The sequence below is a fragment of the Frankia sp. CgKIO3 genome, from assembly GCF_977946435.1.
This window is the reverse complement of record NZ_CDWTMO010000024.1, coordinates 1-13,715: the sequence shown is the minus strand read 5'-3', so window position 1 is coordinate 13,715 and position 13,715 is coordinate 1. Positions and strand designations below refer to the sequence as shown.

At 69.3% G+C, this 13,715-nt stretch carries 11 protein-coding genes; 8 read left to right on the top strand and 3 right to left on the bottom strand.

Features of this window, described 5'->3' with window-relative positions; translation table 11 throughout:
• Positions 1 to 87: 87 nt before the first annotated feature.
• The 4 genes from AC08OJ_RS04890 to folE all read left to right on the top strand — a co-directional run bounded on the left by AC08OJ_RS04890 (position 88) and on the right by folE (position 6,304).
• Positions 88 to 1,227 carry a zinc-dependent metalloprotease gene (locus tag AC08OJ_RS04890; protein ID WP_476591806.1) on the top strand — a complete coding sequence of 380 codons (1,140 nt, stop codon included), beginning with the start codon at positions 88 to 90 and terminating at the stop codon, positions 1,225 to 1,227.
• 73 nt (positions 1,228 to 1,300) lie between these two features.
• Complete coding sequence (gene hpt, locus AC08OJ_RS04885; RefSeq protein ID WP_476591797.1) at positions 1,301 to 3,070, top strand: hypoxanthine phosphoribosyltransferase; 1,770 nt, start codon at positions 1,301 to 1,303, stop codon at positions 3,068 to 3,070.
• A 235-nt stretch (positions 3,071 to 3,305) separates the two neighbouring features.
• Positions 3,306 to 5,567, top strand: coding sequence for an ATP-dependent zinc metalloprotease FtsH (gene ftsH / locus AC08OJ_RS04880; protein WP_476595158.1), 2,262 nt, complete (start codon positions 3,306 to 3,308; stop codon positions 5,565 to 5,567).
• Positions 5,564 to 6,304 carry a GTP cyclohydrolase I FolE gene (gene folE / locus AC08OJ_RS04875; protein ID WP_476591799.1) on the top strand — a complete coding sequence of 247 codons (741 nt, stop codon included), beginning with the start codon at positions 5,564 to 5,566 and terminating at the stop codon, positions 6,302 to 6,304. Before ftsH ends, folE begins: the two co-directional genes overlap by 4 nt.
• Positions 6,305 to 6,320: 16 nt before the next feature.
• On the opposite strand, the gene hisG is transcribed toward folE, so the two are convergent.
• Entirely contained in the window at positions 6,321 to 7,169 is an 849-nt protein-coding gene (hisG, locus tag AC08OJ_RS04870) for an ATP phosphoribosyltransferase (protein ID WP_476591807.1), read from the bottom strand.
• A gap of 40 nt (positions 7,170 to 7,209) precedes the next feature.
• Positions 7,210 to 7,539 carry a phosphoribosyl-ATP diphosphatase gene (locus tag AC08OJ_RS04865; RefSeq protein ID WP_462185852.1) on the bottom strand — a complete coding sequence of 110 codons (330 nt, stop codon included), beginning with the start codon at positions 7,537 to 7,539 and terminating at the stop codon, positions 7,210 to 7,212.
• Between the two features lie 156 nt (positions 7,540 to 7,695).
• Between AC08OJ_RS04865 and AC08OJ_RS04860 the strand changes: the two genes are divergently transcribed.
• The 3 genes from AC08OJ_RS04860 to AC08OJ_RS04850 all read left to right on the top strand — a co-directional run bounded on the left by AC08OJ_RS04860 (position 7,696) and on the right by AC08OJ_RS04850 (position 11,838).
• Positions 7,696 to 8,490 (top strand): Cof-type HAD-IIB family hydrolase, encoded by a 795-nt coding sequence (locus tag AC08OJ_RS04860; RefSeq protein ID WP_476595157.1) that lies wholly within the window; start codon positions 7,696 to 7,698, stop codon positions 8,488 to 8,490.
• Positions 8,491 to 8,752: 262 nt separating this feature from the next.
• Positions 8,753 to 10,321, top strand: coding sequence for a TldD/PmbA family protein (locus tag AC08OJ_RS04855; protein ID WP_476595156.1), 1,569 nt, complete (start codon positions 8,753 to 8,755; stop codon positions 10,319 to 10,321).
• Positions 10,318 to 11,838, top strand: coding sequence for a metallopeptidase TldD-related protein (locus AC08OJ_RS04850; RefSeq protein WP_476591803.1), 1,521 nt, complete (start codon positions 10,318 to 10,320; stop codon positions 11,836 to 11,838). The genes AC08OJ_RS04855 and AC08OJ_RS04850 overlap by 4 nt, the downstream gene beginning before the upstream one ends.
• 87 nt (positions 11,839 to 11,925) lie before the next feature.
• Here AC08OJ_RS04850 and AC08OJ_RS04845 read toward each other — a convergent pair whose 3' ends face one another.
• Positions 11,926 to 13,509: a serine/threonine protein kinase gene (locus AC08OJ_RS04845; protein WP_476595155.1), complete on the bottom strand. Its 1,584-nt coding sequence runs from the start codon at positions 13,507 to 13,509 to the stop codon at positions 11,926 to 11,928.
• A gap of 12 nt (positions 13,510 to 13,521) precedes the next feature.
• On the opposite strand from AC08OJ_RS04845, the gene AC08OJ_RS04840 reads away from it, so the two are divergent.
• A partial coding sequence (locus AC08OJ_RS04840; RefSeq protein WP_476595154.1) for a hypothetical protein occupies positions 13,522 to 13,715 on the top strand: 194 nt, incomplete at its 3' end.

The following is a 13,715-nucleotide window of genomic DNA, read 5'->3' as shown; positions in this document are numbered from 1 at the left end:
GTCGGCGCCCCCGGCGCGTCCCGTCCCGTTCTCGGCACGGTCCATGACCGGACGCAGGTGACGGGCAAGCCCGGTACGCTCAGATTCGTGGACGCCGAGCTGGTCGACTGGGAACTCGCCGTGACGACGGCGAAAAAACTGGTTCGCCCCGGCCCGCAGATCTCGCGGGAGCAGGCCGGCGAGGTCGTCTCCGAGCTGCGGCGACTGGCCGTCGAGGCCGAGCGGCACGTCGAGGACTACACCCGGCTCACTCCCGCCGGGCCGGCCACCCCCATCACTGTGGTGGACCGGCCGGAGTGGGTCCGCTCCAACGTCGCCGGTCTGCGGGTGCTGACCTCCCCGTTGCTGGACAAACTGTCCGAACAGCAGCGCGGCAACCTCGCTGCGGCGGTCGGTCGGCGGGTCACGGGGGTCCAGATCGGCACAGCCCTGGCCTATCTGGCCGGCAAGGTGCTGGGCCAGTACGAGGTCTTCCTGCCGCCGGAGGAGTACCAGGCCGGGAGGGACGATCCGGGTCCGCTCAACGTGCCCGGGTCGGTCGGGGTGCCGGGGTCGGTCGGGCGCCTCAGTCTGGTCGCACCGAACATCGCGCACGCCGAGGCAGCCATGGGGGTCGTGCCGCGGGACTTCCGGATGTGGGTATGCCTGCACGAGCAGACCCATCGCAGTCAGTTCACCGCCGTGCCGTGGCTGCGGACCCACCTGGAGTCCGAGATCACCGCGTTCATTGAGGCCACGGACCTCGATCCAGACGTCCTCGCGGACCGCGTCCGCTCGGCGATGAGCGCGCTGCGCGGGGCGGTGTTCGACCGGGGAGCCGACAACCCGAGCGTCGTGGAGGCGCTGCAGACCCCAGCCCAGCGAGCGGTTCTCGACCGCCTCCAGGCCATCATGACGTTGTTGGAGGGCCACGCCGACCAGGTGATGGACGCGGTGGGACCAAAGATTGTACCCACCGTCGCCGACATCCGGACGAAATTCGAGGGTCGCCGCGGCGGGGGATCGCCGATCGACCGGTTCGTCCGCCGGCTCCTCGGTCTCGATCTCAAGCTGCAGCAGTACCGCCAGGGGGGGGCGTTCGTGCGTGCGGTGGTCGCGCAGGCCGGGGTGACAGGCTTCAACACCGTCTGGGAGTCACCGGCGGCGCTGCCGACCCGCGCCGAGCTGGTCGATCCCACCGCCTGGATGCAACGGGTCCTGGGCAGCCGCCCGCCGATCTCGGCGTGAGCACCATGGTCGTCGGGGTCGCCGGGGTCGCCGACTCCCCGGGCTGTTCCACGTCCGCCTTCCGGCCGACGTTGTGACCCCACCGATCGCTGGTGAGGACCACGCCGGCCATGCCGGCGACGTCCGACCGGGCGATCCGGTTCCGCGCACGGTTCACTCGTCGAGATCTCCCGCTCCCGCGGTCGCGGCAGTCAGGCTGGCGGTTCGCCGCGCGGTCACCGACCTGCCACCCGGCGGACTGGTGCTGGTCGCCTGCTCCGGCGGCCCGGACTCCCTGGCACTCGCCGCGGCCCTCTCGTTCGTCGCCCCCCGCCGCGCCCTGCGGGCCGGCATGGTCACGGTCGATCATGGCTGGGACGCCGGCTCACCCAAACGGGCGGAGCGCGTCGCCCGCCAGGGTCGGGCCCTCGGCCTGGATCCGGTGGAGGTCCTGACCGAGCACACTGCTCGCTCCGAGGGGATCGCCCGACAGGCACGGCGGGCCGCGATCGCGGCGGTCGCCGATCGGCTCGGCGCCCAAGCGGTGCTTCTCGGCCACACGCTGGACGACCAGGCCGAGACGGTGCTGCTGAGGCTCGCGCGGGGCGCGGGCGCCCGGTCCCTCGGGGGGATGTCGGCCGACGACGGCCTGCTTCGCCGGCCACTGCTCGGGATCCGCCGCGCGGACACCAGGGCCGCCTGCCTCGCCGAGGGGCTCGAGGTGTGGGACGACCCGACGAACCGGGACCCGGCGTTCACCCGGTCCCGGGTGCGTCACACGGTCCTGCCCGTGCTGGAGACGGAGCTCGGCCCGGGCATCGCCGAGTCGCTGGCGCGCAGTGCCGATCTGTTGCGGGCCGACGCGGACGCCCTGGACGCCATGGCCGCCGAGGTCTACGGCAAGGTCGTCATGGCTCGTGGCCGGCCGTGCACCGGCGAGGTCGCCTTCGACGTCGCCGCACTGGCCGGGCTCACCGCGGCGCTCCGCGGTCGGCTGCTGCGCCGGGCGGCCATCGACGTCGGAGCGTCGGCCTCCGCGCTGCGCGCGGAGCACATCTGGGCGGTGGAGGAGTTGGTAACGCGGTGGCGCGGACAGAAGCCGGTACCGCTTCCCACCGGCGTGCTCGCCCGGCGATGGGAGAACAGGGTCACGCTGACCGGGCCGGTGGTTCCTCCACCGTCGCCAGCCGGCCCCGCCGCCCGACAGCCGGATGCCGCCACCCCGCCACACATCGAGGAGGACGACCAGGTGAGTCAGACCGCGACGACGACCCCCGACGCCGGAGGCGCCCATGACGGCCTCCGGCACAGCCCGCATCCCGACATCGCCGAGGTCCTGGTCAGCTCGGACGAGATCGCCGCGAAGATCGTCGAGCTCGCGGCCAGAGTGGACGCCGACTACGCCGGCCGGGAGATCTTGCTCGTGGGCGTGCTCAAGGGCGCCGTCATGGTCATGGCGGACCTGTCCCGCGCGCTGACGGTCCCGCTGACCATGGAGTTCATGGCGGTCTCCTCGTACGGGTCGTCGACCTCCTCGTCCGGCGTGGTGCGCATCCTCAAGGATCTGGACCGGTCGATCGAGGGCCGGGACGTCCTGGTGGTCGAAGACATCATCGACTCCGGGCTGACCCTGTCCTGGCTGCTGAAGAACCTGCGCTCACGCGGCCCCGCCTCGCTCGAGGTCCTGGCGCTCTTCCGTAAGCCCGAAGCTGTCACCGTGGACGTAGATGTCCGATATGTCGGCTTCGATATTCCCGGCGCGTTCGTCGTCGGGTATGGTCTTGACTACTCGGAGTATTATCGAACCCTGCCGTTTGTCGGGACCCTCACACCCGCGGCGATCGAGCGGGGCGCCCCGGCCTGAACCTGCCGGCCTTCCGCCCGTTCGGATACGCCCTCGATCGCCGCATCCGCCACGAGCGAAACACCGAACACCATCAGACCGCCACGATCGGAACAGCGCGGGCCGCCGATCCGTTGGTCGGATGTACGCGCGGTGAGATGCGCGCACCGGCGGTACCCTCGGCACAAGGGAATCCCGATCGAGGGCAGCACACACGTCAGGAGGGTGGAGCGCTCGTGTCCGGTGCTCCAGACAGATGACTCCAAGAAGAATTTTCCGCGGCTGGGTGCCACTGCTGCTCCTGGTCCTGTTCGTGATCATTCTCACGACGGGTGTCCTCTCGGGTCCCAGTGAGTACGGCAAGCGAGACCTGAACTTCGTCCAGCAGCAGATCGACGAAGGCCAGGTGGCGAAGGCCAAGATCCAGGATTCGAAGCAGCTCATCCAGATCCAGACGAAGGACGGCCAGAAGTTCGAGTCGTCCTATGTCACCGAACAGGGTGTCGTCCTGGCGAACGAGCTCCGCAACAAGCGGGTCGCCTACGACGTCTCGGTCGACCGTGGAAACATCCTGGTCTCGCTCCTGCTGAACCTGCTGCCCGTACTGCTGGTCGTCCTTCTGCTGTTCTTCTTCATGAACCAGATGCAGGGCGGCGGTAACCGGGTCATGAACTTCGGCAAGTCCAAGGCGAAGCTGGTGAGCAAGGACACGCCGAAGACGACGTTCGCCGACGTGGCCGGTGCGGACGAGGCCATCGAGGAGCTCGAGGAGATCAAGGAGTTCCTCGAAAACCCGGGCAAGTTCCAGGCGATCGGAGCCAAGATCCCCAAGGGGGTCCTGCTCTACGGCCCGCCGGGAACCGGCAAGACGCTGCTGGCCCGGGCCGTCGCGGGTGAGGCCGGGGTGCCCTTCTACTCCATCTCGGGCTCCGACTTCGTCGAGATGTTCGTCGGTGTCGGCGCCAGCCGGGTCCGCGACCTGTTCGAACAGGCCAAGGCCAATGCGCCCGCCATCGTCTTCGTCGACGAGATCGACGCCGTGGGCCGCCACCGCGGAGCGGGACTCGGCGGTGGCCACGACGAGCGGGAGCAGACGCTCAACCAGCTCTTGGTCGAGATGGACGGGTTCGACGTCAAGGGCGGGGTCATCCTCATCGCCGCGACGAACCGGCCCGACATCCTCGACCCGGCCCTGCTGCGGCCCGGCCGCTTCGATCGGCAGATCGTCGTGGACCGGCCGGACCTGCTCGGCCGCGAGGCCATCCTGCGGGTGCACTCCAAGGGCAAACCGATCGGCCCGGACGCCGACATGATGGTCATCGCCCGGCGGACCCCCGGGTTCACCGGTGCCGATCTCGCCAACGTACTGAACGAGGCGGCCCTGCTGGCCGCCCGCTCCAACCTGAAATTCATCTCGTCTGCGCTGCTCGAGGAGTCCATCGACCGCGTGATGGCGGGACCGGAGCGCAAGACCCGCGCGATGAGCGACAAGGAGAAGAAGCGCATTGCTTACCACGAGGGCGGCCACGCCCTGGTCGCGCACGCACTGCCCAACTCCGACCCGGTGCACAAGGTGACCATCCTGCCCCGGGGGCGCGCGCTCGGGTACACGATGCAGCTTCCCCTGGAGGACAAGTACCTCTCGACCCGCTCGGAGATGCTCGACCGCCTCGCCGTCCTCCTCGGCGGGCGCACCGCCGAGGAGCTGGTGTTCCACGACCCGACCACGGGGGCGAGCGACGACATCGAGAAGGCCACCCAGATCTCGCGAGCAATGATTACCCAGTACGGGATGAGCGACAAGCTCGGCGCGATCAAGTTCGGCACCGAGAACAGCGAGGTCTTCCTCGGCAAGGAGGTCGGCCACCAACGCGACTACTCCGAGGAGGTCGCCAGTGAGATCGACATCGAGGTGCGCCGGCTGATCGAGGCCGCACACGACGAGGCCTGGGAGATCCTGGTGACCTACCGGGACGTCCTGGACAACCTCGTATTGCGGCTGATGGACACCGAGACGCTGAGTAAGGACGAGGTCGCCGAGGTCTTCGCGACGGTCCAGAAACGCCCCGTGCGTGGCATCTACACCGGGGTGGGGCGTCGCGTCCCCTCCGACCGGCCACCGGTGCAGACTCCGGCCGAGCTCGGCCTGCTGACGGCGGATGTCGCCGACCTGGTGAACGACCCGGGCCACGGTAATGGTGCCGCCGGACGCGGACCGGGCGGCAACGGAACCGGGGGCAACGGGGCCGGCGGTCACGGTCAGCCCACCGGCGTGCCGGGGGCACCCGCGGACTCGGGCCCCGGGGTCGACCCGCCCGGTCCGGGCGGGGGCGTACCGCACGGCACGGATGTCGGTGGTCCGGGTGGGAATGGCAGCCCCGGGGGGCACGGTTATCCCCAGGGCCGGGGCACGCCGGCGCCCCCCGGAGGCGAAGGTCCGGCCCATGACGGGCCGAGGATCGCCAACCCGTGGGCCCCGCCGAGCTGGCCGAGCGACGACGAGAGGAGACGCCGTTGACGTCTTATTCCGACGAGGCGTCCACTGCCGCGGGCGAACGACGAGGTGAATCATCTCCCGCGGCGGAGGCCCCAGGAATGGACGGTTTCGGCATCCCGGACCCCATCGCCGACGGCGACGGACCGGCTGTGTCAACCCCGGCGCCGGGCAATGGCAGGCCGCGGCAGGCCCGTCCCTTCGACCATGACCGAGTCGCACGCGCAGTTCGTGAGCTACTGATCGGGATCGGCGAGGACCCGGACCGCGAGGGTCTTCGCAAGACCCCGGACCGGGTCGCGCGGGCGTACCGGGAAGCCGTCGAGGGTCTTGGCCGGGATCCCTCCGAGGTCCTGACCACCGTCTTCGATGAGGGCCACGACGAGATGGTGCTGGTCCGTGACATCGATTTCTCGTCGCTGTGCGAACATCACCTGGTCGTGTTCTCCGGCAAGGCGCACGTCGCCTACATCCCCAACAGCAAGGGCCAGATCACGGGCCTGTCGAAGCTCGCCCGGCTGGTCGACCTCTACTCCCGTCGCCCGCAGGTCCAGGAACGGCTGACCTCGCAGATCGCGGACGCCCTCGTCGAGGTGCTCGACCCGTGCGGAGTGATGGTCGTCATTGAGGCGGAGCACCTGTGTATGTCGATGCGCGGTGTGCGCAAGCCCGGGGCCACCACGGTGACATCCGCGGTGCGTGGCCAGTTCCTCAGCACCGCTACCCGCAACGAGGGCATGTCGCTCATCCTGCACAGGTAGCTCCGGGTAGCAGGGATTACAGGCGGCAGGCCTGAATCCCGGAGACGAGGATGCCCCGGGCACCCAGCTCCCAGAGATCGTCCATCATGCGGTTGACCTCGGCGCGCAGCACCATCGCCCGCACCGCGACCCAGTCCTCGCGCTGCAACGGAGAGATCGTCGGGGACTCGTAGCCAGGTGTGATTTCGCATGCCTTGTCGAGCACGGCCGTCGGAACGTCGTAGTCCATCATCACGTACCGCCGGGCGACCAGAACCCCCTGGATCCGGCGCAGCAGACGCTCATGCGAAGGGGACAGATCGGCGCCCCTCTTGGCGATCACGATGGCCTCCGAGCGCAGGACCGGCTCGCCGAGCAGCTCCAGACCCGCGGCCTTGAGCGTACGGCCGGTCTCGACCACGTCGGCGACCGCGTCGGCGACGCCGAGCCGCACCGCCGTCTCGACCGCACCGTCCAAAGTCACGATGCCACCCGGGGTGACCCCCCGGCCGGCAAGGTCGGCCCGGACCAGCGCGGGGAACGACGTCGCGATCCGCTTGCCGGCGAGCTCCGCGATGTCCGCGAGCGTCCCCTCCGGAGCGGCGTAACGAAACGTGGCGAACCCGTATCCAAGCGGAACGAGCTCCTCGGCGGCGGCATTGCTGTCGAGGAGGAGATCACGCCCGGTGATACCAAGATCGAGACGACCCGACCCGACGTAGACAGCGATATCCCGAGGGCGCAGGAAGAAGAACTCGATGTCGTTCTCGACGTCGGCGACCACCAGCTCGCTCCCCTCGCGCCGCGCGAGGTAGCCGGCATCGGAGAGCAACTGACCGGAGGCGGCCGACAACGCCCCCTTGTTCGGAACCGCGATACGAAGCATCGTCACTACTCAGCGTCTACGAGAAAGGACAGAGAATCGATCACAGATGGGAGTATACGTCGTCTAACGAAAGGCCTAGAGAAATCATCAGCAGCTGACTCCAGTAGAGTAACTGGGAGATCTCCTCGGCGGCCCTTCCCCGGCCTTCGTGCTCGGCCGCCATCCACGCTTCAGCGGCTTCCTCGACCAGTTTCTTGCCCAGATGGTGGACGCCCTGATCGAGCGCGGCGACAGTTCCCGAGCCGGGTGTCCGACGCCGCCATTTCTCGGCAAGCTCGACGAAGAGTTCGTCGAATGTTTTCAGGTTGGATACATTCGACGAATCGGATGCGCCGACGGATGGCACGGCGGGCCGATCGGCAGGGACCATGCTCGGCATGCTACCCGTCACCGGGCGGACGACCTCCGCCCCGCAGGCCCGCGGCGCGGAGCGGCACACGACGACCACAGACACGCGCTCCGCGGCCAGCCGGCGAGCCGGTGCGACGGAGTCCCTCCACCGGCCGCCATGTTGCTGGTTGACTTGATGACTGTGCTTCCGCCCGCGATCATCGCCACCGACCTGGACGGGACGCTGATCCGCAGCGACGGCACGGTGTCCGAACGCACCCGCGGGGCGCTGCGCCGGGTGGAACGCGCCGGGGCGACCGTGGTGTTCGTGACGGGACGACCCAGTCGGGTGATGGCCGGCGTCGTCGCCCAGACCGAGGTCTCTGGGCTCGCGATCTGCGCGAACGGCGCGCTGGTCTTCGATCTCGACTCCGGCGAGCCGGTCAGCCAGCGCTGCCTGGAGTCGGCCACGGCCCTGCGGCTGGCGGCGGCGATCCGCGCCGCGGTTCCCGACGCGGTGTTCGCGGTCGAGAGCGGCGTGCGCTTCGGCCGGGAACCCGCCTTCGAGACGATGTGGCCCGATCCCGAGGAGATCGTCGCGGAGTTCTCGGAGCTGCTGGGCGTCCTGCCGGCGACGAAACTGCTTGTCCGGCGGGGCGGCGCTCCGTTTACGGAGGTGTACGACGCCATCGTCGAACTCGCCGGGATGGACGCCGTCGTCACAACCTCCAGCGCGGACCTTCTCGAGATCGCGGGACCGGGGGTGTCGAAGGCGGTGGCACTGGCTGAACTCGCCGCCGGGCGGGGGGTGATCGCCGCCGACGTCATCGCGTTCGGAGATATGCCGAACGATCTACCGATGTTCGCTTGGGCCGGATACGCGGTCGCCGTCGCGAATGCCCATCCCGAAGTACTGGCCGCCGCCGACGAGATCACCGTGTCGAATGATGAGGACGGGGTCGCGATCGTCCTGGAGCGTCTTTTCCCATAACTACAATGATCTTCTTGGGTATTCTGGTCCATCCCGATCCCGACCGGGCCGTATACCGGGCCGGGCACTCTTCGTGAATACCCTCCGGCCGGTTCCCGGCCGACGACGGGGATTCCCGGCGGACCGCGGCGTTGATGCCTGCCCGGCCGGATCCGGACACGGCAGCGCCTCCCGGTCTCGCGCTCTCGCAGCGTCTGCATGCGCAGCGTCATCCGAGCATGCCGCGCCGACATCCGTCGCACAGACGGGCCAGGATAGGGGCATGGCAACCCTCGTCCAGAACTCGGCCTCATCCGGGCTGCCGGCTCACGAGATCGACGGCGAGTTCCTCGCGCTGCCGCGCACCGCGCTCGCCGACGCGGCTCTGCAGACCGCACGTGATCTCGGCGCGACGCACGCCGACATCCGCATCGAACGGCTCAAGGACTCCTCGCTGTCGTTCCGCGACGCCTCGCTGGAAAGTCGCCATGAAGGCGCGACGCTGGGTTTGGCTGTCCGGGTGGTACACGGCGGCACCTGGGGTTTCGCCGCCGGCGTCGACCTGACGACGGACGAGGCGGCGCGGCTGGCCCGCGAGGCCGTCGCGATGGCCCAGGTCGCCGCCCCGCTCAACTCCGAACCGGTCGAACTCGCCCCGGAACCGACCCACACCGACGCGGTCTGGGTCTCGGCCTACGCGACCGACCCGTTCGCGGTCGACGCCCGGGACCGGGTCGAACGGGTCGGCGGCCTGTGTCGGACGCTGTTCGCGGCGCACGGTGTCGACCATGTCGACGGCCGGTTCAGCGCGGTGATGGAGAACAAGTACTACGCCGACCTGACCGGGACCACGACGACACAGCAGCGGGTGCGGGTGATCTGCCAGATCGAGGCGACCCGGGTCGATCCCGCGGGCGGCTTCGAGTCGATGCGCACGATCGCCCCGCCCGTCGGTCGCGGCTGGGAGTGGCTGGTGGCGGGCCCCGCGGCCGGCTGCTGGGACTGGGAGAGCGAGATCGACCTGATCCCAGGTCTGCTCGCCGAGAAGTCCGGGGCCTTCTCGGTCGAACCAGGGCCGTACGACCTGGTCATCGACCCGTCGAACCTGTGGCTGACGATCCACGAGTCGATCGGGCACGCCACCGAGCTCGACCGGACGCTCGGCTACGAGGCCGCCTACGCCGGTACCTCCTTCGTCACCCTCGACCAACTGGGCACGCTGCGGTACGGCTCCCCGGCGATGACCGTCACCGGGGACCGCAGGGCCCTGCACGGGCTCGCGACCATCGGCTACGACGACGAGGGCGTGCAGACCCGCCGGTTCGACATCGTCCGCGACGGCCAGTTCGTCGGGTATCAGCTCGACCGGGCGATGGCGGCCCGCAATGCCGCCGTGCTCGCTGTCGACCGCTCCAACGGCTGCGCGTTCGCCGACTCCCCCGCCCATGTGCCGATCCAGCGGATGGCGAACGTCTCCCTGCTTCCGGCGCCCGGCGGCCCGTCGACCGAGGAGCTGATCAGCCGGGTCGACCGCGGCATCTACGTCGTCGGGGACAAGAGCTGGTCGATCGACATGCAGCGGTACAACTTCCAGTTCACCGGCCAGCGGTTCTACGAGATCCGCTCTGGTCGCATCGTCGGCCAGCTCCGCGACGTCGCCTACCAGGCGACGACGACCGATTTCTGGGGGTCCCTGGAGGCCGTGGGAGGCCCCGAGACCTACGTGCTGGGCGGTGCGTTCAACTGCGGCAAGGGCCAACCCGGCCAGGTCGCGGCCGTCAGCCACGGCTGCCCGTCGGCTCTGTTCCGCGGCACCAACATCCTCAATGCTCGCCGAGAGGCCGGTCGATGAGCCGGCCGGCCGGACCGGAACCAGTCTCAGCCGACGGAGGAAGCATGGTGCGCGAGGCCGCCCACGAGATCGTCGAACGCGCCCTGGGCCTGTCGAAGGCGGACGGCTGCGTAGTGATCGCCACCGAGTCCAGTGCGGTGAACCTGCGCTGGGCCAACAACACGTTGACGACCAACGGCGCCAGCCGGGACCGGTCGATCACCGTTATCAGCGTCATCGGCCGCTCGTTCGGGGTGCGGACGGCCTCCACCATCGACTCCCCCGGTCCCGGCGGCCGCCCCACCGCGCGTCCCACCGACCTGCCGCATCCCACCGATGCCGACGGCCTCGCGGAGCTCGTCCGCGCTGCCGAGGACGCGGCCCGGGACGCCGAGGATGCCGAGGACTACACGGACCTGCTCGGGCTGGACACAACGGCCGTCGGCGCGGGTGCGGGGTCGGCGGGCGGCGCGGCCGAGGCCTTCACCGATCCGGCCGCCCGAACCAGCACCACGGTGTTCGCCTCCTTCGCCCGGGACCTCGCGGAGGCGTTCGCCGCGGCGCGGGCGGGCGGGCGGCGGTTGTTCGGCTTCGCCGAGCACAATCTGACCACCACGTGGCTCGGGACGTCGACGGGGCTACGGCTGCGGTACAGCCAGCCGACCGGCAGCGTGGAGTGGAACGCCAAGAGCGGCGTTCCCGGTGGCTCGGTCTGGCACGGCCAGTCGACCCGTGACTTCACCGACGTCGACGTCGCGGATACCGACGCGGCGCTGCGCGACCGGCTGGCCTGGTGCGAACGGTCGCTGGAACTGCCGGCCGGCCGGTACGAGACGCTGCTGCCGCCCTCCGCGGTGGCGGATCTGATGATCTACATGTACTGGACGGCTGCCGGTCGGGACGCGGCCGAGGGCCGGACGGTCTTCAGTCGGGCCGGCGGCGGCACGCGTCTCGGCGAGGCGATCGGACCGGCGGGGCTGCGGCTGGCCAGCGATCCGCACGACCCGGAACTCGCGACAACCCCCTTCGTGACCGCGCAGTCCTCCTCGTCGATGTCCAGTGTCTTCGACAACGGGCTGGCGCTGAGGCCCACCGACTGGATCTCGGACGGCACCCTCGCCGCCCTCGTGGAGACCCGCGCGTCCGCCCGTGCCACCGGGGTCCCGACCACCCCGATGATCGACAATCTGATCCTGGACGGCGGAGGCTCCGCGTCGCTGCAGGAGATGATCGCCTCGACGAAACGCGGGCTCCTGCTCACCAGCCTGTGGTATATCCGCGAAGTCGATCCCGAGGTGCTCCTGCTCACCGGCCTCACCCGGGACGGGGTCTATCTGGTGGAGAACGGTGAGGTCACCGGGGCCGTCAACAATTTCCGCTTCAACGAGTCACCGGTCGACCTGCTCGGCCGCCTGGCCGAGATCGGTGCCACCACCCGCACCATGGCGCGGGAATGGGCGGACTGGTTCACGCTCACCCGCATGCCCGCGGTACGGATCCCCGACTTCAACATGTCCTCGGTCAGCCCGGCGAACTGACCGCCGGGCCTTCCGGGGACGGACGCGGATGCTCTCGTACCTGGTCACCCCGCCGCCGGGCCGACGGGGTTCTCACATCCTGGACGGTTAGGACGTCAGCAGGTTCGCGTGATCCTCCCACCAGCTGTAGAGGCTCGACAGGCTGGCACCCTCCTTGGACACCGCGACCTTGTCGTCGTCGAAGCCCCAGGCGATCCGGTAGTCACCGTTGCTGAGACGGATGCAGACAAGCGGTCCGCGTTCGTCGCCGTTGTGGTTCCACCGGCTGGACCCCTCCTCCCCGGAGCGGCATTGGCCGGTCCCGTCCACGTGGGACCGCTGCCCGGCGAAATAGTCGTTATAGGCGCTCCGGGTGGAGAATTTTCGCAGATAGACCAACGTGGTGTCGGTTGCCGTCTTGCAGGAGAGCGCTGCGATCGCGTCGTATTTCGATTCCAGGTCGGCGCGCCCCCTGCACGTCGAACGATTGAGAACGGAAGCCTTGAGAAGATCGTAGAGGCTTTCCTGACTCGCCGTGAACCGTGGGACGGTTGACGGGCTGGCCACAGGCGGGTCCGGTGGATCTGATTCCGCCACGGTCGTCGACGGTACGACGGCGGGAGTCGGGGACGGCGCGGCGCTCGGCGTCGCGGCCACGGTCGCGGTCGCGGTGACCATGGCTGGCGCTGTTCGCGGCGACGCGGGGCTGGTCGTCGGCGTGCGGAGGGTCGGGTGAGCCGGCGGGGTCCAGGGGGCAACGGTCGCCGGTCCGCCCGCCGAAATCGCCGTCAGGCGCCAGACGCCGACCATGGCCCCGGATGCCAGCAGGAGGACGGTGAGGACGACCGCGGGAACGACCAGGCTCCGGCCCCGCCGTAGGCCTCGCGCATCCGTTGGCCGACCGGGTGCGCGGTCGCCTTCAGGAACCTTGTGGTGCACGATGGTTGGCAACTCGCTCGTGTCCCTCGCTCTCGGCGCGCCCTGGCTGCCGTCGGACGCCGTTCTCAGGGAACCCTCCGGATCGCTGAGAACGGTGTCGTCCAAGGGAACGGAGGATGCCGGTGAGACCCCCAGCGCGCTGGTCCCGACGTTGCGGCCAAGAGCGTCAAGCTCCTCGACGATCTCTGTGACGGAAGGTCGCCGCTCCAGATCGAGGGCCATCATCCGTCGGATCAGGCTCCGCAGCTCCGGCGGGATGTTCACCGGCAGCTCGGGCACGTTCCCGGCAAGTATGCGCCGAAGTATGGTCGCCGGCCCGTCACCGGGACGGGGCGCGCAGGGCGCGACACCCGCGAGCAGGGTGTGCAGGGTGGACCCGAAGGCGTAGACATCCGCAGCGGTTCCGTACTGGCCGCGGTTCAGGACCTCTGGCGCGCAGTGGATGGGAATATAAGCGGCAAGGCTTGCGGACGCACCCGGATCGGCCATGATGGCGGCCGTACCGAAGTCGCTGAGAACGATATGCCCGTCCGGGGTGACGAGCAGGTTGCTGGGCTTGATGTCCCGGTGGATTATGCCGGCGCCGTGCGCGGCGACAAGCGCCCGGGCCAGCCGCGTGCCGACACCGATGACCTCCGGCACGGACAGCGCGCCACCGTCCCGGATCCGCTCGGCCAGGGAGCCATCGCGGAGGTACTGCATGACGATGAACGGTCTTCCGTCAGCCGTCGTTCCTGCTCCGAAGACGCTCACGACCTCCGGAAGATGGGACAGCCTGCCAACCGCCTAGCATTAACGGTTGAAACGGCGGGCGGCGTCGCCGCCTCCCAGGGCAGCATTGGTAATCTTGATTACCACGGTTCTGGCGAAAAGATTCTGATGGGCAGTGTAGGTAACGCTGAAACCACCGAGCGCGATCAGATTGAAATCCCGATAGCCGGCGATTACCGGCTCAGGAT

What these genes read in the sequence shown, in the direction of transcription:
- AC08OJ_RS04860 (WP_476595157.1), top strand. Translation starts at nt 7,696, where the DNA reads ATGACTGTGCTTCCGCCCGCGATCATCGCCACCGACCTGGACGGGACG.
- AC08OJ_RS04855 (WP_476595156.1), top strand. Translation starts at nt 8,753, where the DNA reads ATGGCAACCCTCGTCCAGAACTCGGCCTCATCCGGGCTGCCGGCTCAC.
- hisG (WP_476591807.1), bottom strand. Translation starts at nt 7,169, where the DNA reads ATGCTTCGTATCGCGGTTCCGAACAAGGGGGCGTTGTCGGCCGCCTCC.
- AC08OJ_RS04850 (WP_476591803.1), top strand. Translation starts at nt 10,318, where the DNA reads ATGAGCCGGCCGGCCGGACCGGAACCAGTCTCAGCCGACGGAGGAAGC.
- AC08OJ_RS04865 (WP_462185852.1), bottom strand. Translation starts at nt 7,539, where the DNA reads ATGGTCCCTGCCGATCGGCCCGCCGTGCCATCCGTCGGCGCATCCGAT.
- ftsH (WP_476595158.1), top strand. Translation starts at nt 3,306, where the DNA reads ATGACTCCAAGAAGAATTTTCCGCGGCTGGGTGCCACTGCTGCTCCTG.